Here is a 17,943-nt window from a genome sequence, read left to right on the forward strand (position 1 = left end):
GCCGTGGATCAGACCTTCTCCCAGGCGGTCTTGAACTCCGCCAGCGTCTGCCCGAGCCGGCGACCGTAGTAGAAGCGCTCCACCAGCGCGAACGCCTCGGCAGCCGGGATCGAGCCGTCGAGCGGGGCCACCTGCCCGAACCGGTCGAGCAGGTCCTCCAGGTCCGGCGCGGCCAGCTTCGGGGCGATGGCGGCCTCGAACCCGGCCTCGACCGCCCGGTCCAGATCCGACATGACCGCTCCGGCGGCCGCGCTCGTCTCCACCGACGCGGCCACGGCCGAGGCCCGCTCGAACAGGCCGAGATAGCTGACCAGCGCCTCGACGAGCACCATGGCCTCGTTCAGGGCTTCGCCGCCGGACCGTCCCAGCCAGCGCTCGGCCCTCAGCGACGGCAGCTCGGCGCGGATCGTCGCCACGTCCGCCTCCAGTGGTGCTGTGTGATCGACGCCCACGACCGGCTGTTCCGCGGCCATGCGGAAGACGACCCGGCAGCGCGAGAGAAACGCCGTCACCTCGCCGACAACCCGATCGCCGGAAAAGGAAGGCGCCACCGTCCATGCCACCGCCAGCGCCACCCCGGCGCCGATAAAGGTCTCGTAAGCGCGCGCCAGCATCACCGCCGGCCCGGCCCCCTCGATCAGGTGAAGGCCGGTGACCACGGCAAAGCCGATCATCGCCGCCGCCACCTCGTAGCGCAGGTCGATGACCATCACCGCCACCATCATCGCCAGGAAGATCAGCGCGATCTCCACGCCCGGAACCGGGGCGATCAGCGGCGACAGCGCGATGGCCAGGATGACGCCGCCCATGGTGCCGAGGGCGCGACGGATGGTGCGCGACACCGTTTCCCCCACGGTGCCGGTCAGAACCAGCGCCACGGTGAGCGTCGCCCAGTAGGCATGCTCGAAGTGGAAGGCGTAGTTGAGCCCGGTGGTGATTGAGGCCGCGACCAGGCCCTGAATGGCGAGCCTGCGGCCGAGGCCCCCCAGGTCTGGTCCAGGCACCGGCTGAGCGGCGTCGGAGGACACCGGCTCGATGCGGACGCTGACCATCTCGATGGAGGCGGCGATGCGCTCGACGCCGGTCAGGAGCCGCATCAGACCTAGCTTGGCCTTCGGGTCGAGATCCCGCGCGGCGATCAGGCCTGACTGGGCACGCTTCAGCTCCGGAACGAAGTCGGGGTCGGCGACCACCTCGCCGCCGGCGGCTCGGGCCACCTGTCGCGACAGCGAAACCAGCGAGCCGCGGATCCGGCCGGTCACGATGTCGGCGGACAGGGCCTCGCGGTCGATGGCGGCGAGCGCATCGTCCATCGCCTCGCCGGCCAGAAGCAGACGATAGGCCGTTGCCGCCCCCCGGGCGAAGCGGTCCGCCCGCGAGGGGTCCTCCGCGCTGGCGGCATCGAGCGCCTTGGTGACCGTCGTCCAGCGCCGCCGCAGGAGCGCGAGGCGGGACGCCGGCCGCTCGCCCCGACCGAGCGCCGCGGCCATTGCCGCGATCTCGCCGGAGACCGTGTCCAGGAACGCGACCCTTTGAGCCTCGAACACCCGGACCGCGGACGGACGCCAGGCCAGAAGCCGCACCGCGATGCCCGCGAGGCTGCCGACAAGCACCGCAACCGGGAACCAGACGCCGAGCCCCGGGCCGGGATCGATCAGCACCGCAAAAAGGGTCAGCACCGTCACCCCGATACCGATCTGCTTTCCCGCCTGGCCGTAGCGGCGGATGTAGAGACCCCCGGCAATGACCAGGATCCATGCGATGTGCATGGGCAGCGCGCCATAGCCCCACCGGGCCGGCGCGGCGAGCCCGACGATGGCGAACCAGGCCACCGAGACCGCGGTGATCTGGAGCGCGCCCCACAGCTCCACGCGGCGCGACGAGGGCTGGATCAGGAGCACGACCTGGGAGGCCGCGGCGGTGACGATGGCGGTGATGGCGAAGACCCGGCCGGAATGCGTGAACATCCCCGCATAGGCCGGTGCGTGCATGCGCAGCCAGTCGCCCCAGAGTGCCTCGACGGCATCCATGCCGCGCGTCGCAAGCAGATGGCCCAGGGCGATGCCGACGACGATGGAGAGAGCGAGCTGAAGGCCGCGAGCCAGGCGCATGGCGCCGGGATCGAAGGCGGAGTAGCGCTCGCCAAGCCGCGCCACGACCCCCGCGTCCGCACGATCGGTCTGCACGCTCGCTGCCCCTTGCTCGCCCGCCCCGATCAGGGCGTCTCGGTTTCCAGGAACCGGCCGATGCGCGCCAGCGCTTCCTCGATCTCCGCCTCCGAGGCGGCGTAGGAAACCCGCACATAGCCCTCGCCGAGGATGCCGAAGTCCGGGCCGCCGATCAGCGCCACCCCGGCACCTTCCAGGAGGCGGCTGGCCAGGTCCTTCGCCTTGAAGCCTGTCCCGGAGATGTTGGGAAATGCGTAGAAGGCGCCGTTCGGCGTGCGGCAGGTCACGCCCGGCAGCCGGTTGAGCCCGTCCACCACCAGCGACCGGCGCCGGTCGAAGGCCGCCACCATGTCGTCGACTGCGTCCTGCGGGCCGGTCAGCGCGGCAAGCCCGGCATGTTGGGCGGAGGCGTTCACACAGGACCAGGCGTTGACGGCGAGCTTGCGCGCCGCCTCGAACAGACCGTCCGGCCAAACGGCATAGCCGAGGCGCCAGCCCGTCATCGCGTAGGTCTTCGACCAGCCATCGAGCAGGATCAGCCGGTCGGCGATTTCCGGGTAGGTGAGCAGCGAGACGTGCTCCGCATCGCCATAGAGGATCCGGCCGTAGATCTCGTCGGACAGGATCGCGGCCTTCGGGTACGCGGCGAGCCCGGCGACCAGCGCGTCGATTTCAGCCTTCGGCGTGACACCGCCGGTGGGATTGGCCGGCGAGTTGAGGATCACCAGCCGGGTTCGATCGCTCATCAGCGACAGGGTTTCCTCCGCAGAGAAGGCGAAATCGTTCTCCTCGCGGATCGGGATCGGCACCGGGCGGGCGCCGGTGAACTCGATCATCGAGCGATAGATGGGAAAGCCCGGATCGGGATAGAGGATATCCACCCCCGGTTCGCCCATCATCAGGATGGCCATGAACATGGTGACCTTGCCGCCGGGCACGACGACGATCCGGTCCGCCCGCGGCTCGACGCTGGTGCGCGCCAGCAGGTCGGCGGCGATGGCCTCGCGCAACGGCAGGATGCCGGTGGCGGGCGTATAGCCGTGGTGGCCGTCGCGCAGCGCCTTCACTGCCGCCTCGACGATGTGATCGGGGGTTTTGAAATCCGGCTGGCCGATGCCGAGATTGATGATCGACTTGCCCTGGGCGGCCAGCTCGGTGGCCCGGGCGAGAACCGCGAAGGCGTTCTCCTCCCCGATCCGGTCGAAGGCGGCAATCGGCGTCGGCATGGGCGTTCCCTCCTCGAACGTTTCGGTCGCTGCCGACAGGTGCAGGGCCGAACGCTCTTGCGGCATCCGGTCCGTGCAGGCAGCGTCGTCGCGCGCCTCCCTAACAGGAGGCACCGGCACGTGCATAGCGGAGGGGTACAAGCAATGGAAACCGGGAATGAGGCGGGTCAGCGCTTTCGCGACCTGCATGCGGCCGACGGGCTGTTCGTGATGATGAACGCCTGGGACCGGGGCTCGCTGAAGATGGTCGAGGCGATCGGCTTCCCCGCCCTCGCGACCACCAGCGCCGGATATGCCTATGCGCTGGGCCGTCCCGACGCGACGGGCTCGCTGTCGCGCGACGAGGTTCTGGCGCACATAGCGGACATGGCGGCGGCGACGACGTTGCCTGTCTCAGCCGACACGGAGGCCGGCTACGGCGCAACCCCCGACGAGGTGGCGGAGACCATGCGGCTGGTGGTGCAAACCGGCGCTGCGGGCTGCTCCATCGAGGATGCCACCTACGATCCGGCCGCCCCCCTCTACCCGGTGGAAGAAGCGGCGGCGCGCGTGGCGGCGGCCCGTGCCGCCATCGATGCCACCGGACACCCCTTCGTGCTCACCGCCCGCGCGGAGTGTTTCCTGACCGGGTCGGACGAACCGCTCGCGGAATCCATCCGCCGGCTGCAGGCCTACCAGGAAGCGGGCGCCGACTGCCTCTACGCGCCTGGGTTGACGACCCGCGAGGAGATCGCGGCCGTGATTTCCTCGGTCGACCGCCCGGTGAACGTGCTCGCCGGGCTCGGACCCGACCCGCTTGCCATCGCGGATCTCGCGGCCCTTGGCGTGCGCCGGGTCAGCCTCGGCTCAAACATCGCCCAGTTTGCCTATGCCATGGCGATCGATGCCGCCCGCGAGATCTTCGAGGACGGCACCTTCACCTATGCGCGGAAGACGGCGGGCCTCGGCCGGATCAACGCCTTCTTCGAAACCGGCGCGCTGCCGCCACGACCACAGACGGGCTAGCCGGCGCTCAGCCCATCTCGGAGACCGGCGACACCGGCTTGCCGGTCTCGAACCAGGCCTCGAGATTGTCGAGCATGGCCTGGCCCATGGCGGTGCGGGTCGGGACCGAGCCGGAGGCGAGATGCGGCAGGAGCACTGCGTTCTCCAGCCCGACCAGTCCCGGATGGACGCGCGGCTCGTCCTCGTAGACGTCCAGGCCGGCGCCGGCGATGGTGCCGGCCTCCAGCGCGGCGACCAGCGCCGCCTCATCCACCGCGGTGCCCCGGCCGATATTGACCAGGTAGCCGGAGCGTCCCAGCTTTTCCAGAATGCGGGCGTCGATCATGTGATGGGTGTCGGCGCCGCCGGGTGTGGCGACCAGCAGGATGTCGCAGGCCTCCGCCAGCGCCTCGGGGCTGTCGTGGTAGGCGTAGGCGACCCCGTCCTGCCGGCGGCGGCCGTGATAGGCGATCTTTAGCCCGAACGCCTCCGCCCGCTTCGCAACGGCGTGGCCGATGCGGCCGAGGCCGAGAATGCCCAGCGTCGCACCGACCAGGCTGCCGGGGCTCAGCTTCATCGGGCCTTCGGCCTCCCAGCGGCCGGCCCGCAGGTATGCATCGGCGGCGGCGAGCTTGCGCACGGTCATGACGATCAGTGCCATGGCGACGTCCGCCACTTCCGCCGTCAGCGCATCGGGCGCGTTTGTGACCATCACCGAGCGCGCCTTCGCCTCTGACATGTCGACCCATTCGTAGCCGGCGCCGGCGACCGCAACGATCTCCAGATTGGGCAGCCGCCGCATGAGCGCCGCGTCCACCTTGCCGGTGGGGAACATGCCAATCGCCCGCACCCGCTCGGCGGCGTCCGCAATCACCGCTTCCGGATCCGCGGCCCCGGGCAGCCAGTGGGTTTCGAAGCGTGCGTTCAGCTTCTCGACGATGGCCGGGAGCATCGGGGTCAGCATCAGGACGGTTGGTTTGGCCAAGGGTGCCTCCAGGGGGCGCGGTCGGTCGGAAGGAGCGGTATGCCCGACTGCGCTTATCACACGCGGCCCCCGGCGCCACCCTTCCTCAGGTGTTCGCGGTGCAGGATGTAGAGGCCGGAACCCACCACGATGGAGGCACCGATCACCGTCCACAGGCCCGGGATCTCGTCGAAGATCACGTAGCCCGTCAGCGTCATCCAGAGGATCTGGGTGTAGATGAACGGCGCCAGCGTCGAGGCCGGCGCAATCCGGTGGGCCCGGATCAGCAGATAGTGGCCAAACCCGCCGAATACGCCCGTCAGGAAGACCAGCGGCACCAGCCAGAGCTCCGGCATCACCGCCGAGGGCAGCGCCACGGGGGCGAGGCCCACCGCGCCCACGGCGCCGGAATAGAAGATCATCCCTTCCGAGCTCTCGGTCGTGCCGATCTTTCGGGTCAGCAGAATGTAGAAGGCGTTGGTGAGCATCGCGCCAAGCGAGAACAGGACCCCGACATTGAACGTGCCGAAGCCCGGCCGGGTGATCACCACCACGCCGAGAAAGCCGATGGACACGGCCGTCCAGCGCCGCATCCCGACTTTCTCGCCCAGGAACGGGCCGGCCAGCGCCGTGACCAGCAGCGGCGTGGCGAACATGATCGAGACCGCCTCGGTCAGGTCCAGGTAGGTCAGCGCCACGAAGTTCAGCGACGTTGTGCCGAACATGAAGGTGCCGCGCACGATCTGCAGCAGCGGCCTGCGGGTCTTGAGATGAAAGGGGCGCGACCAGAGCCGCAGCAGCAGCACCACGAGGACGGTATGGGTGACGAAGCGCAGCCAGGCGACCTCCACGGCCGGCATGTACTGGCCGAGAAATTTCGCCGTCGTGTCGAGGCAGCCGAACAGGGCCGCCGTCGCCGTCATCAGCAGGATGCCGCGCAGCGTGTCCGACGAGGTCAGCAAGGAAGGAGACGACATGCACCGCTTTCGGTTCGATGGCTGCGGCCGATCCGAACCCGTCCGCAAGGCAGGAGCCTAGAAGGCTTCTCGCTCTACCGGAAGCGGTGTGCGTGCAGGGGTTTCATGCGGGAGACGCATACGCGCCCGGAACGACCCGGGTCCGGGGGCGACCGGGAGCAGGCCCTGCGCCGCGTTCAGGCCGGTTCTTCGACCTCGTCGGCTTCCTCGTCGAGACTGTCGACGAACCCGCCCGCGGCCGCGAGATTCTTCTCGATGGTCCGCAACAGCTTGCGCAGCCGCTTGCGGTCCTTGTCGTCGACGCCGGACAGCGCCTCCTTCTCCAGCCGCTTCCAGGCCTTGTCGACGTCGGAGATCCGGTCGCGACCCTCTTCGGTCAGGAAGACACGGGACAGCCGCCCGTCGCTTTCGGAGCTCTGCCGCTCCACCAGACCGTGGCCGGCGAGACGGCTAACCATCTTGGTGACGGTCGGAGGTTGCACGCCGAGCACGTTGGCGAGCTCGCTCATGGTCTGCCCGTCGCTGTCGGAAAGTGCCTTCAGCACGAACTCCTGACCGGGATGCAGGCCGATCCGGCTGAGGTGGCCGCCCGAGCGTACGCGCTGGGCTTTCGCCGCCTGCGCGAGCCGATACGTTGCCGTCTTTCGATAGTTGAATGACATGGTGCGTACGTCTCTACCAACCGCGAATGACGGTCGCATGACTCTTTGTGAGCCTGCGAAGCGAATCGTCTCGAGAACGGTAATCGACCCACATGACGGCGGCAACGCACCTTGCCGATCAGCAACCGGCACTCAGGTTCCGATCCGGCCAGCCAGCCGCTCGACCCTGTCGAGGAACGCGGTCCGTCTGGCGAGGGGCACCGTGTCCATTTTGTAGAGTGCAATAAAGCGGGTCCGGCAGCGGGGCGCGCACAGCCCCCGGATACCCCGCAGCACCGTCCGCCTGCCCGGCTCGCCGACCAGCTTGGAGACGAGCCAGGTGGCGCCGCAGGTGGTCACCACGACGATCTCGCGGATGCCGGTCAGCTGGCCCTGCGGCCGCCGGGTTTCCGTCGGCAGGGAGAAGGTCGCGTGCGGCACGAACACCCGGTCCAGCCACCCTTTGAGGATTGCGGGCAGTCCGAACCACCAGGTGGGATAGACGAAGACCAGCGCCTCGCAGCGGCGAAGCCGCGCCAGCTCATCCGCCACCGGTTTCTCGTTGACGTCCGCCGTGTCGTAGCGGCGGCGTTCTTCCGCCCCCATCACGGGGTCGAAGCCCTCCGCGTAGAGATCGGCGACCTCGACCTCGTGGCCCGCCACCAGCAGACCAGCCACCACGCGGTCGCGCACCGCCGCGTTGAAGCTGTCGCCGCACGGGTGCGCGTAAACGACCAGAACCTTCACGGCCCCGGCGCCCCGTGGCGGCCGGACCTCATCGCGACAGGCCCGGGAACAGATAGGTCTGGCGACCGGCGAAATCGAAGGCCGGATCCTCCCAGGCGATCATCTTGCCGGGGTTGAGGAGCCCTTTCGGATCCGCTTCGCGCTTGAAGGCGAGCTGCGCGCTGTCGGACTGCTTCATGCCGCCCTCCTCCAGCGTGTAGCGGTGCGGGTTGAATACCGGGCAGCCCATCTCCTCGTGGATGCGCACGATCTCGTCGAGCCGCTCCTCGGAGGAATAGCGCACCAGCGCCAGCCCGAAGCAGGCGATCACCCCGTCGAAGCGGACGAACTCCAGGTGTGTCATCACCTCGTCGCCGAACACATCGGCGATGGCGGCCACCTTGGCGAGGTGGTTCGGGTAGGGATAGAGCGACTGCAAGTAGGTGATGGTCGGATCGACCCGCAGCGCGCGCAGCGTGGTGTGATTCCACGACAGCTCGTAGAGCGGCGGCAGTTCCCTGCGGTCGCTCTCGCTCGCCGTGTCGGAGCGGTAGAGGACCGCGCCGCGCGAGCGGGCAACGAGCGACACCAGCGCGTCCACCGCGAACGGTGCCACCATGATCAGCGCCACCGACTGGTCGTGGGCGATGTAGCGCTGGTGGCGCAGGAAATAGTCGTGGGCGGCCGGCGCGGCGACGACGCCCACCTCCTTGGTGAGGATGCCGTCGTGGCGGGCGACGCCATCGGCGAAGGCGGCGGCCAGCGTCAGCGCGTCGAAACCGACAATGACATCGACCCAGTCATGGGCGGCCGTCAGCGGCATCTCCACCTCGGTGATGACGCCGTTGGTGCCATAGGCGTGGCTGACCTTGTGAAGGTCCTCCCCGGTCAGCGTCAGCTTTCGCGGCTCGGCCTCCATGGTCATTACCTCGACGCGGGCCACGTTGCCGAGATCGCGCAAGCCCCCCCAGCGCACCGAGCCGACGCCGCCCGACCCGCCGGCGATGAAGCCGGCGATGGAGGCCGTCCGGTAGGTGGACGGGTGCATCCGCAGTTCCTGGCCGCAGGCCGCCTTCGTTGCCCGGTCGATATCGGCAAGGATGGCGCCCGGCTCCGCCACCACGGAGCCCGGTCCGGCGCGCTTCACCGCGTTCATCCCGGCAAGGTCCAGCACCAGCCCGCCGGCCAGCGGCATCGCCTGGCCGTAGTTGCCGGTGCCGGCGCCGCGCACCGTGACCGGCACGTCGCGGGCGTGGCAGGCGGCGAGGATGCGGGCGACCTCCTCCTCGCTTTTCGGCGACGCGACGAGATCACCGCAGACATGATCCAGCTGCCGCTTGAGCACCGGCGAGTACCAGAAGAAGTCCCGGCTCTTCTGCTTCACCAGCGACGGGTGCGTCTCGATCGCGATGCCCTCGAGATCCGCTGCGAGGCCGTCCAGATCCGCCATCGTCATGCTCCAAAAAGGTCGTCCAGCTCCCGATAGTCGGGCAGAACCCGGTCGAGCACCACCCCGTCGCGAACAACGATCCGGTCGTCCTGGCCCCGGGCAAGCAGCTCGCTGAAGGAGCGCGCCCGGAAGAGCACCAGGTTGGCCGGTGCGCCGGTCTCCAGGATACCCCGGCCAGGCTCCCCCATCATCGCCGCCGGCACCCGGGTCACCGCCGCCGGCCAGTCTCCGAGCGGATGATCCAGATGCAGGATGCGTGTCGCGGCCCGGTACACCTCCAGCATATCCAGATCGCCGTAGGCGTAGAACGGGTCACGGGTGTTGTCGCTCGCGATTGCAACGGGAATGTCTCGCCCGGCCATCTCCTGGACGATGGTCGCCCCCCTGAGCCGCGGGGTGCGACCCGGATGACGGTCCTGCAGGTAGAGATTGCACAGCGGCAAAGTGACCACGGTGATGCCTGCCCGCGCCACCACGTCCAGCGTCCGGCACACCTCGTCGTCGGCCTGGACGGTGAGCGAGCAGGCGTGCCCCACGGTAATCTGGCCGGGAAACCCTGTCTCCAGCGCGGTTTCGGCGATCCGGCGCAGCCCGTGGGCCTCCGGGTCGAGCGCCTCGTCGGCATGGAAATCGAGGTCGAGCCCGAAGCGCACCGCGGCGTCGAACAGCCGCTTCAGCCGGGCGTCGAGATCGTCAATCGGGTAGACCGCCGCGCCCAGCATGCCGCCGTGGTCTGCAACGACCGACACATAGGCGTCGAGATCGCTCCCTTCGGGCAGTTCGTCGATGCCGATCAGCGCGACACCCTGCAACTCGACGCGCCCACGCCAGGCCTCGCGCATCGCGGCGAAGACCGGCCACGAAATGCGGTGCTGCGGCGGGCTTGAATCGATGTGGGTACGGATGAGCCGGGTGCCGTGCGCCTCCGCCGCGCGCAGGGCGAAGTCCATGCGACGACGCACATCCTCCGCCGTCCAGTTCTGCCGGCGGTCGATCTCGCAGGCATTCAGTGCCGTCCCGAAACGACCGTCGGGATTGTCGGTGCGCGGCCAGATATGGCCCTTGTCGAGATGGGTGTGGACGTCGGCGAAGGCGGGAAAGACCAGCCCGCCGTCGAGGTCGGTGGCTCCCTCCCCCCTCGCCTGCCCGGCCGGTTCGATCGCCACGACGCGCCCATCGGCCAGCGTGATGTCCACCGCAATGCGTTCGCGCCCGCCCGCGACCGCGGCAAGTGCCGGGCACAGCGCCGCCGGCACATGGGCATCGATGAGCCGGACCGGCCGGTCGCCCGCACTCAGTCCGGGACGCCACACCATCGGATCAGCGCTCCCTGCCGATGGCACTTTCGTGCCATTTCCTCAGGATCAGGTGCGACGCCAGGCTGAGCACCAGGTAGATCGCGACGCCCGCGGCCGAGATCAGGATCAGCGCGGCGAACATGCGCGCGGTGTTGAGCCGGTAGCCGGCCTCGATGATGCGGAAGGCGAGCCCCGATCCGAACCCAGCCGTGCCGGCCACGAATTCCGCCACCACCGCCCCGATGAGCGACAGCCCGCCGGCGATCCTGAGCCCGCCGAGAAAATAGGGCATCGCCGCGGGAAGCCGCAGATGGCGCAGCGTCTGCCACCGGCTGGCGCCGTAGAGATGGAAGAGGGCGTGCAGGTTGCGGTCGGCTGAGTTCAGCCCCAGCGTCGTGTTGGAGAGGATCGGGAAGAAGGCGACGATCCACGCGCAGATCAGGAGCTTTGCGGTCGTGTTGTCGACATAGATGTTGATCAGCGGAAACACGGCGACGATGGGCGTCACCTGCAAGACAACCGCGATGGGAAAGAAGGAATATTCCACCAGCCGCGACTGGGAGAACAGGATCGCCAACCCGACGCCGCCAAGCGTCGCCACTATCAGCGCCAGGGTGGTGATGGCCAGCGTGTTGACGAGCGCGCCAGACAGGATCGGCCAGTCCTTCACCAGGGTGGCGAAGACCGTCCCCGGCCCCGGCAGGATGTAGGGCGGGATTTCGTTGACCACGACCACCAGGTGCCAGCCGAAGACGATCGCGACGACCACGAGCAGCGGCAGCAGCCACCGCGCGAGCCGATCGAACCGCTCCGCGCGGCTGCGTCCGCTGGCTTCGGCCTCGCCCATTGCACGCCATGCCTCGGCCGGCTCGTCCATGGGGCCTGCCGCGCCGCCGCGGCTGTCGGAAACGCTGCTCATGACCTGCCCGCGCCGGTTCGCATCATGCCGGGCGGCCCTCCTCCATGGCCAGGAGCAATGCCGCGGAGGTCTCGTTGCAAAGCTCGCCATAGTGCGGCGTGGTGCGGAAGGCGTCGGTGCGCGGATAGGGCTCGTCGACGGTGAGCGTCCGGATGATGCGCCCGGGGCGGGCGGCCATCACGGCAATCCGGCTGGAGAGGTAGACCGACTCGAACACCGAATGGGTAACGAACACCACGGTGAAGCCGAACCGACCCCACAGTTCCAGCAGGTCGTTGTTGAGCCTGAAGCGGGTGATCTCGTCCAGCGCGGCGAACGGTTCGTCGAGAAGCAGAAGCCGCGGCTCCGTCACCAGCGCCCGGGCGATGGACACCCGCATCTTCATGCCGCCGGAGAGTTCGCGCGGATAGGAGCCGGCGAAAGCGGCCAGGCCGACGCCGTCCAGCGCCTCCATCACCCGGTCCCGGGCCGCCCGCTTCGACACGCCGCGCAGGCGCAGCGGCAGCCAGACATTGGTGAAGGCGCTTGCCCACGGCATCAGCGTCGGCTCCTGGAAGACGAAGCCGATGTCGCGGTCCGCATTCTGCTCGTCCGGGCGGCGGATGGTTCCTGCGCTGGGCTCGATCAGCCCGGCGACAAGGCGCAGCACCGTTGACTTGCCGCATCCGGAGGGGCCCAGCAGGCTCAGGAACTCGCCCTGGCGCACGGCAAGATCGAGGTCTGCGATCGCCGTCGTGCCGTTGGAGAAGCGCTTGGTGACGCCGCCGAGCACCACGGCGGACGGCTGCTCCGCGGATGCAGCCGGATCGATCGATTGCGCGGCCTGCGCCATTCACACCCTCTCCGGGCCGCCGGGCGGCCCTACTCGCCGGTCAACGTCTTGCGGAGATCGAGACCGACCCCCTTGTTCACGTAGTCGAGCGTGTAGGCAGCGGAGACGTCGATGCCCTCCGGCAACACGCCCGAGGCCACCATCTTCTCGTAGAAGCTCTTGAAGCGCGCATCGGTCATCGCCCCGATGCCCAGCTCCAGCGAATCGCCGGAATCGACGATCCCGTACTCGCGGAGCTTCTCGCGCGTGTAGGCGAGCTGTTCCGTGGACATGTCCGGGTTCGCCTCCTGGATGACCGCGTCGCCGGCCGACGGATCGCCATAGAGGTAGGTGTACCAGCCGATGGCGGAGCCGTCGACGAAGCAGCGGACCGCCTCGGGCATCTCGTCGAGGGTTTTCTGCATCACCTCCACCGTGGTGGCGTAGGTGTCGAAGCCCTGGTCGGCGATAAGGAAGATGTTCGGCTTGAAGCCGCCCTTGGTCTCGATGGCGAACGGCTCGGAGGTGACGTAGCCCTGCTGGCCCACGCGCGGATCGGCGAGGAACGGCGCCGGATTGAAGGTGTAGGGCTTGCGCTGCTCCTCCCTGAAGCCGTCGGCCGCGACCATCCACTGGAAGAAGGACTGGAATCCCTCGTCGCTGAGCAGCAGGTCGATGTCCTTCAGGCTCTCCCAGGTGTCGAGCCCCTGGTCGGGATGGGTCATGATGACCTGCGGCTCCTTCTGGAAGTGCGCCGCGACCACCTTCAGCGGGATGTCCTGCTCCACCGCCGAATAGGCCTGGATCAGGTTGCCACCCATGTGGAACTGGATGCGTCCTGCCAGCAGCAGCGCGCGGTTGTTCACCTGCGGCCCGCCCGGCACGATCTCAACGTCGAGGCCGCAGGCCTCGTAGGTACCGTCCGCGGCGGCCTGATAGTAGCCGCCGTGCTCGGCCTCGGGCAGCCAGTTGGTTCCGAACTTCACCTTCTCAAGCGCAGCGGCCGGACCGGCCAGGACCGCACCGGCGGCAAGGGTGCAGGCGGCAAGCGAAATCGCACGGGTCATGAGACGGTCGTCCTCGCGTCGGTGCGGGCGGGCAGCGGGCCCCGCCCCCTCTGGTGATCTCTCCGGCCACCGGACCCGGTGTGCCGAAACCGGTCCGCCGGTCCAGGTCCGCCGGTTTGCAACGCACGTGCCACGATGAGAGGTCGAGCGCCCGCCCCGCGCGACCCCGTCTGATCTGAAACAATAGCGGCTCGCAGTCGCCGGGCAAGCCGGGCTACCACCGGCGCTTCGGTCCCGGACAGAAATGCTCTAGCCTGCTGCGAGAGTTCGCCGGCCATCGCCCGAAGGAGCGCAATCCGATCGTGCTTCCCTCCCACACGCCTGCCACCATCCGCGCGCCGTTCGCCCAGTATGCACACGGCATAGAGGTCCCGGCCGGCTACCGGCTCCTGGTCTGTTCCGGTCAGCTTGGTGCGCGGCCGGACGACACGGTGCCGGAGGACGTCGAGGCCCAGGCCGACCTCTGCTTTTCCAACATCGCGGAAATCCTGCGATCGGCCGGAATGAGCGTCGACGATCTGGTGCGGCTCAACGCCTTCGTCACCGGTCGCGAGCATCTGCAGGGTTACATGCGCGCCCGCGACCGCTTCGTCGGGGCCCGCAAGCCGGCCTCGACGCTGATGATCGTCTCCGGCTTCTCCCGCCCTGAATTCAAGGTCGAGGTGGAGGCGCTCGCCGCCGGAAAGGCCCGGCCATGACCCGCAGCCTCCCCGCCCGCCGCTGGGCGGACATGACGGCGGCCGAGTTCGCCGGCGCCGACACGGCGTCGTGGATCGCGGTGCTGCCGGTCGCCGCCATCGAGCAGCACGGACCGCACCTGCCCGTCTCCACCGACGCGACGATCTGCGCCGGTGTCGTCGACCGGGTGATCGAGCTTCTCCCGGACGAGCTGCCGGTGACGGTGCTGCCGCTCCAGGCGATCGGCAAGTCGAACGAGCACCTCGCCTCGCCCGGTACGCTGACGCTCTCCTGGGACACGGTCATCCGCTCGTGGATCGAGATCGGCGCCAGCGTGCGGCGGGCCGGCGTGCGCAAGCTGCTGATCCTCAACGCCCACGGCGGCAACGTGCCGCTCAATGACGTGGTGGTTCGGGAGCTGCGGGTGGAGCACGCCATGCTGGCCGTCCACACCGGCTGGTTCCGTTTCGCGTTGCCCGAGGGCACCTTCGATCCGGAAGAGGCCGTCTACGGCATCCACGGCAACGACCTGGAAACCTCGGTGATGCTCCATCTGGCGCCGGATCGGGTGGACATGAATCGCGCGGAGGATTTCCGGTCGGCCCAGCTCGACTTCATCGAGGAATTCGACCACCTGCGCGGCCACGGCCCGCACGCCTTCGCCTGGATGGCGCAGGATCTTCACCCATCCGGGGCGATGGGCAACGCCGCCGCCGCGACGGCCGCCAAAGGCCGTACCGCCGTTCACCATGCGGCAATGGGCCTCGTCGAGCTCCTCACCGACATGCACCGGTTCGACATCGCCCGGCTGGCGGAGCGGTCCGACCCACCGGGCCTATAGGGTCTCCTCGAGCCGGCGCTCTTCGGACCAGCGTCGCCAGAGCGTGCCACGGCGCTGGGCGTCGCGCGGCTTCGGTCGTCCGGCGAACACCGTGGGATCGTCTGCGGCATAGACGGTCAACGGCTCCGACCGGCCGCGGACGGACATCTCCGAAGTGCGGAAGGACGAGACGTCGGCTTTGGCGGCGTCCGCCACCGCCTTCGAGAAGACCAGCATCGTGGCGAGTTCCTTGGTTGCGCCCTCCAGCCGGCTCGCGGTGTTGACCGTGTCGCCCAGTGCCGTCAGCCCTTCGGTGTGGCCGCCCATTGCTACCCCGACGCGGCCCAGTACCGCGGGGCCCGCGTGAATGCCGATGCCGATCCTGAGCGGCTCGCGCAGCTGTTCGGCGAAGGTCGCGTTCAGGGCGTCGAGCGCGCGCGCCATGTCGCCGCTCGCCGCCAGCGCCTCGCGGCACCCGGCGGCGAGGCCGTCGGACATGCCGAAGATCGCCATCACGGCGTCGCCGATGAACTTGTCGACGTAGCCGCCATTGCCGGTGATCGCGCCGCTCATGGCGGTCAGATACTCGTTCAGCAGATAGACGACGTCGTAGGGATACCGGCGTTCCGACAGCGCCGTGAAGCCGCGGATGTCGACGAAGAGGATCGCCACCTCCTGCTCCATGCCCCAGCGGTAGCGCTCCGCATCCACGTCAAGCGGGCCGGTCTCGCGAATCGGGAACAGCGGCCGCACGGCGAGATCCACCTTCGGCCGCACCCGGCAGGCCAGCCGCAGGTCCGGCGCCGCCCCGATCCGCGACAGGACGCGCGCCTCCGTGGCGTCCGGCGGCTCCAGCCGCTCGCCGCCGGAGAGGATGCGGGTCCGGCAGGTGGAGCAGCGGCCCCGGCCACCACAAACCGAGGCGTGCGGGATCTTGCCCAGCCGGCTGATCTCCAGAAGCGTCGGCCCCGGCGTGGTGCGCACCACCCGCCCGTCGGCATAGGCGATGCGGATGCCGCGACCGCGCCGCAGGAGCGTCATCGTCAGCGGCACCGCGATCAGCGCCACCAGGGCCACGACGATGTAGCCCGTTTTCGTGGCCTCGATCACCGGGTCCGACCAGGCCACCGCCTCGGCGGTGAGGTTGTTGCGTCGCTCGCCGGCGAGCGCCAGGCGCCGACCGGCACTGATCCAGCCCCAGCTGGCAAACAGCGGAACCGCGACGGCACCCGACAGGAGCCAGGGGGCGGCGGTCGGATACCAGCGCTTCAGCCGCAGCCAGAAATGCAGGCCGATGCAGCCGTGCACCCAGACAATCAGCATCAGGATCGTCTGATTCTGAACCAATCCGGGCCACAACAGCGTCAGCTCGTGAACATAGTCGTCCTGCACCCCGAACAGGGAATAGAGGGCGCGGGTGCCGACGACATGATTGATGAGCCAGAGCGGAATCAGCAGGCCGAGCGCCATCTGCGCCGCCTCCCAGGCCGGCATCCGCCAGGTGCGTCGCCGCGCGACCCGGTAGAGCGCCAGCGCGATATGGACCGTGAACGCTCCGTACAGGGCGACCGTACCGGGCACCGATCGCCACACCGCGACCCGGACGGACTGCGCCGCGTCCATCCACGCAATGGAAACGATGCCCAGCGCGTGGTTGAGGAGATGGGTCAGCACGAAGGTGAACAGGATCAGGCCGCTTGCCAGCCGAAGCTTCTGCACCGTCGAGCCGCCCCCCGGCGGACCGGTACGGCCGGTTCGATCGGCGGCGCGCGCGCCGTCCGCTGCTGGCTCCATGGTCATGCGGCCGGCAACCGCGAGGCGAGGGGCGCCGAGAGCAGGGCGGAGGGGACTTGCCGTCGATCGGGTGGTGCGATCATGCGTCACGCGGTGCTGGGAGGCGGGCCAATCCCGGCGCTTTCCGGGCTTCGCCGCACCATAGCACGCCCGTCCCCGGCCCGAAGCTTGCTTCCGACTTGTTTGCGACATCGACGGGTGGCCATATTCGGCCTTTCGGGAGGCGTCTCTCCCGGCGGACACCGACGGCCTGGAAAGGATGGTTCATGCCGACCCCGAAGGAAATGCTCGCCCGGCTTGTCGGCTTCCCGACCGTGTCGAGCGACAGCAACCTTTCGCTCCTCGGCTTCGTGCAGGACCATCTCGAGGCCCATGGCATCGGCTGGACGCTGGTTCACGACGAGACCGGCCAGAAGGCGAACCTCTACGCCACCATCGGTCCTGACGTGGCCGGCGGCGTGGTCCTGTCCGGCCACACCGACGTGGTGCCGGTGGAGGGGCAGCCATGGTCGAGCGACCCGTTCACGATGGTCGAGCGCGACGGGCTGCTCTACGGACGCGGCACCGCCGACATGAAGGGGTTTCTGGCCATCGCGCTCGCGCTCGTGCCGGAGATGGCCGCGGCCGGGCTGAAGCGCCCCATCCATCTGGCACTGTCCTACGACGAGGAAGTCGGCTGTCGCGGAGCGCCCTCGATGATCGCCGCGATGGCGGAGACGATCGCCCCGCCCTCGGCCGTCATCGTTGGCGAGCCCACCGGCATGCGGGTGGTGACCGGCCAGAAGACGACCTTCTCCTTCACCACGACGGTGCGGGGCAAGCCGGTCCACTCCAGCCAGGTGAACCGGGGTGTGTCGGCCGTCGTCGTCGGCTGCCGGCTGGTGGCGTTCCTCGACGACCTTCTGCAGGCGAACATGGCGCACCCTGTGGACGGTTCACCGTTCGACCCGCCCTACACGACCATTCACACCGGCATGATCCACGGTGGGACCGCCCACAACATCGTGGCGCGCGACTGTTCCTTCGTCACCGACATCCGGGCGCTGCCCGAGGACGATCCGTTTGCCTACCTGGCCCGCTACAGGACCTACGTGGCCGATACGATCGAGCCGCCGATGAAGGCGATTGATCCGGAGACCGGTGTCGACGTCGAGGTGCGTGCACACGTGCCGGGCCTGGTTCCCTTGCCGGACAATCCGGCGGAAACGCTGTGCCGACGCCTGACCGGTGACAACGGCATGCATGCGGTTTCATACGGAACGGAAGCCGGCCAGTTCCGCCAGCCCGGCTGGCCGGTGGTGGTGTGCGGGCCGGGCTCCATCGACCAGGCCCACCAACCCGACGAATTCCTCGCCGTCGAACAGCTCGAGGCCGGCACCGCTTTCATGCGGCGCTTGATCACCGATCTGTCCTGACCCGG

16 protein-coding genes are annotated in these 17,943 nt (G+C 68.9%); 4 read left to right on the forward strand and 12 right to left on the reverse strand.

The annotated features are described in order from the left end of the window. Positions 1–8 precede the first annotated feature (8 nt). Together C507_RS0116895 and C507_RS0116900 are read right to left on the reverse strand one after the other, a co-directional pair. Positions 9–2,186, reverse strand: a complete 2,178-nt coding sequence (locus tag C507_RS0116895) for an FUSC family protein (RefSeq protein ID WP_018700902.1) — start codon at positions 2,184–2,186, stop codon at positions 9–11. A 29-nt stretch (positions 2,187–2,215) separates the two neighbouring features. Beyond that, on the reverse strand, positions 2,216–3,394 hold the full coding sequence (locus C507_RS0116900; protein ID WP_026319185.1) for a pyridoxal phosphate-dependent aminotransferase: 1,179 nt from the start codon (positions 3,392–3,394) through the stop codon (positions 2,216–2,218). 144 nt (positions 3,395–3,538) lie between these two features. Here C507_RS0116900 and C507_RS21860 point away from each other — a divergent pair, with 144 nt between their 5' ends. Beyond that, the gene (locus C507_RS21860) at positions 3,539–4,399 is read left to right on the forward strand and encodes an isocitrate lyase/PEP mutase family protein (RefSeq protein ID WP_018700904.1); all 861 of its coding nucleotides are present in this window, start codon (positions 3,539–3,541) and stop codon (positions 4,397–4,399) included. 7 nt (positions 4,400–4,406) lie between these two features. Here C507_RS21860 and C507_RS0116910 read toward each other — a convergent pair whose 3' ends face one another. The 9 genes from C507_RS0116910 to C507_RS0116950 form a co-directional block, all read right to left on the reverse strand. Further along, entirely contained in the window at positions 4,407–5,363 is a 957-nt protein-coding gene (locus C507_RS0116910) for a 2-hydroxyacid dehydrogenase (protein ID WP_026319186.1), read from the reverse strand. Positions 5,364–5,419: 56 nt separating this feature from the next. After that, the gene (locus C507_RS0116915; protein ID WP_018700906.1) at positions 5,420–6,319 is read right to left on the reverse strand and encodes a DMT family transporter; all 900 of its coding nucleotides are present in this window, start codon (positions 6,317–6,319) and stop codon (positions 5,420–5,422) included. 176 nt (positions 6,320–6,495) lie between these two features. Next, the gene (locus C507_RS0116920; protein ID WP_018700907.1) at positions 6,496–6,981 is read right to left on the reverse strand and encodes a MarR family winged helix-turn-helix transcriptional regulator; all 486 of its coding nucleotides are present in this window, start codon (positions 6,979–6,981) and stop codon (positions 6,496–6,498) included. A 132-nt stretch (positions 6,982–7,113) separates the two neighbouring features. Beyond that, a complete protein-coding gene (locus C507_RS0116925) occupies positions 7,114–7,707 on the reverse strand; it encodes an NAD(P)H-dependent oxidoreductase (RefSeq protein ID WP_018700908.1) in 594 nt (197 codons plus the stop codon). A gap of 28 nt (positions 7,708–7,735) precedes the next feature. Next, entirely contained in the window at positions 7,736–9,136 is a 1,401-nt protein-coding gene (locus tag C507_RS0116930; protein WP_026319187.1) for an FAD-binding oxidoreductase, read from the reverse strand. A gap of 2 nt (positions 9,137–9,138) precedes the next feature. Further along, positions 9,139–10,452 (reverse strand): cytosine deaminase, encoded by a 1,314-nt coding sequence (locus tag C507_RS0116935; protein ID WP_018700910.1) that lies wholly within the window; start codon positions 10,450–10,452, stop codon positions 9,139–9,141. A 4-nt stretch (positions 10,453–10,456) separates the two neighbouring features. Beyond that, complete coding sequence (locus tag C507_RS0116940) at positions 10,457–11,311, reverse strand: ABC transporter permease (protein WP_051089803.1); 855 nt, start codon at positions 11,309–11,311, stop codon at positions 10,457–10,459. 64 nt (positions 11,312–11,375) lie between these two features. Beyond that, a complete protein-coding gene (locus tag C507_RS0116945) occupies positions 11,376–12,185 on the reverse strand; it encodes an ABC transporter ATP-binding protein (RefSeq protein ID WP_018700912.1) in 810 nt (269 codons plus the stop codon). Between the two features lie 29 nt (positions 12,186–12,214). Then, positions 12,215–13,231, reverse strand: a complete 1,017-nt coding sequence (locus C507_RS0116950) for an ABC transporter substrate-binding protein (protein WP_018700913.1) — start codon at positions 13,229–13,231, stop codon at positions 12,215–12,217. 302 nt (positions 13,232–13,533) lie between these two features. On the opposite strand from C507_RS0116950, the gene C507_RS0116955 reads away from it, so the two are divergent. Next, complete coding sequence (locus tag C507_RS0116955; protein ID WP_018700914.1) at positions 13,534–13,929, forward strand: RidA family protein; 396 nt, start codon at positions 13,534–13,536, stop codon at positions 13,927–13,929. Next, positions 13,926–14,750, forward strand: coding sequence for a creatininase family protein (locus C507_RS0116960; protein WP_018700915.1), 825 nt, complete (start codon positions 13,926–13,928; stop codon positions 14,748–14,750). Before C507_RS0116955 ends, C507_RS0116960 begins: the two co-directional genes overlap by 4 nt. On the opposite strand, the gene C507_RS21865 is transcribed toward C507_RS0116960, so the two are convergent. Further along, entirely contained in the window at positions 14,745–16,529 is a 1,785-nt protein-coding gene (locus tag C507_RS21865) for an adenylate/guanylate cyclase domain-containing protein (protein ID WP_169508984.1), read from the reverse strand. The genes C507_RS0116960 and C507_RS21865 overlap by 6 nt on opposite strands. A gap of 260 nt (positions 16,530–16,789) precedes the next feature. Between C507_RS21865 and argE the strand changes: the two genes are divergently transcribed. Beyond that, complete coding sequence (gene argE, locus C507_RS0116970) at positions 16,790–17,938, forward strand: acetylornithine deacetylase (protein ID WP_018700917.1); 1,149 nt, start codon at positions 16,790–16,792, stop codon at positions 17,936–17,938. Positions 17,939–17,943: the final 5 nt, after the last annotated feature.

Origin of the sequence: Amorphus coralli DSM 19760 (genome assembly GCF_000374525.1) — a bacterium.
In the GTDB taxonomy this organism is placed as follows: Bacteria; Pseudomonadota; Alphaproteobacteria; order Rhizobiales; family Amorphaceae; genus Amorphus; species Amorphus coralli.

Coding starts and splice junctions, on each gene's coding strand:
- C507_RS0116900 (WP_026319185.1), bottom strand. CDS start 3,394: ATGCCGACGCCGATTGCCGCCTTCGACCGGATCGGGGAGGAGAACGCC.
- C507_RS21860 (WP_018700904.1), top strand. CDS start 3,539: ATGGAAACCGGGAATGAGGCGGGTCAGCGCTTTCGCGACCTGCATGCG.
- C507_RS0116915 (WP_018700906.1), bottom strand. CDS start 6,319: ATGTCGTCTCCTTCCTTGCTGACCTCGTCGGACACGCTGCGCGGCATC.
- C507_RS0116920 (WP_018700907.1), bottom strand. CDS start 6,981: ATGTCATTCAACTATCGAAAGACGGCAACGTATCGGCTCGCGCAGGCG.
- C507_RS0116930 (WP_026319187.1), bottom strand. CDS start 9,136: ATGGCGGATCTGGACGGCCTCGCAGCGGATCTCGAGGGCATCGCGATC.
- C507_RS0116935 (WP_018700910.1), bottom strand. CDS start 10,452: ATGGTGTGGCGTCCCGGACTGAGTGCGGGCGACCGGCCGGTCCGGCTC.
- C507_RS0116940 (WP_051089803.1), bottom strand. CDS start 11,311: ATGGACGAGCCGGCCGAGGCATGGCGTGCAATGGGCGAGGCCGAAGCC.
- C507_RS0116945 (WP_018700912.1), bottom strand. CDS start 12,185: ATGGCGCAGGCCGCGCAATCGATCGATCCGGCTGCATCCGCGGAGCAG.
- C507_RS0116950 (WP_018700913.1), bottom strand. CDS start 13,231: ATGACCCGTGCGATTTCGCTTGCCGCCTGCACCCTTGCCGCCGGTGCG.
- C507_RS0116960 (WP_018700915.1), top strand. CDS start 13,926: ATGACCCGCAGCCTCCCCGCCCGCCGCTGGGCGGACATGACGGCGGCC.
- C507_RS21865 (WP_169508984.1), bottom strand. CDS start 16,529: ATGACCATGGAGCCAGCAGCGGACGGCGCGCGCGCCGCCGATCGAACC.
- argE (WP_018700917.1), top strand. CDS start 16,790: ATGCCGACCCCGAAGGAAATGCTCGCCCGGCTTGTCGGCTTCCCGACC.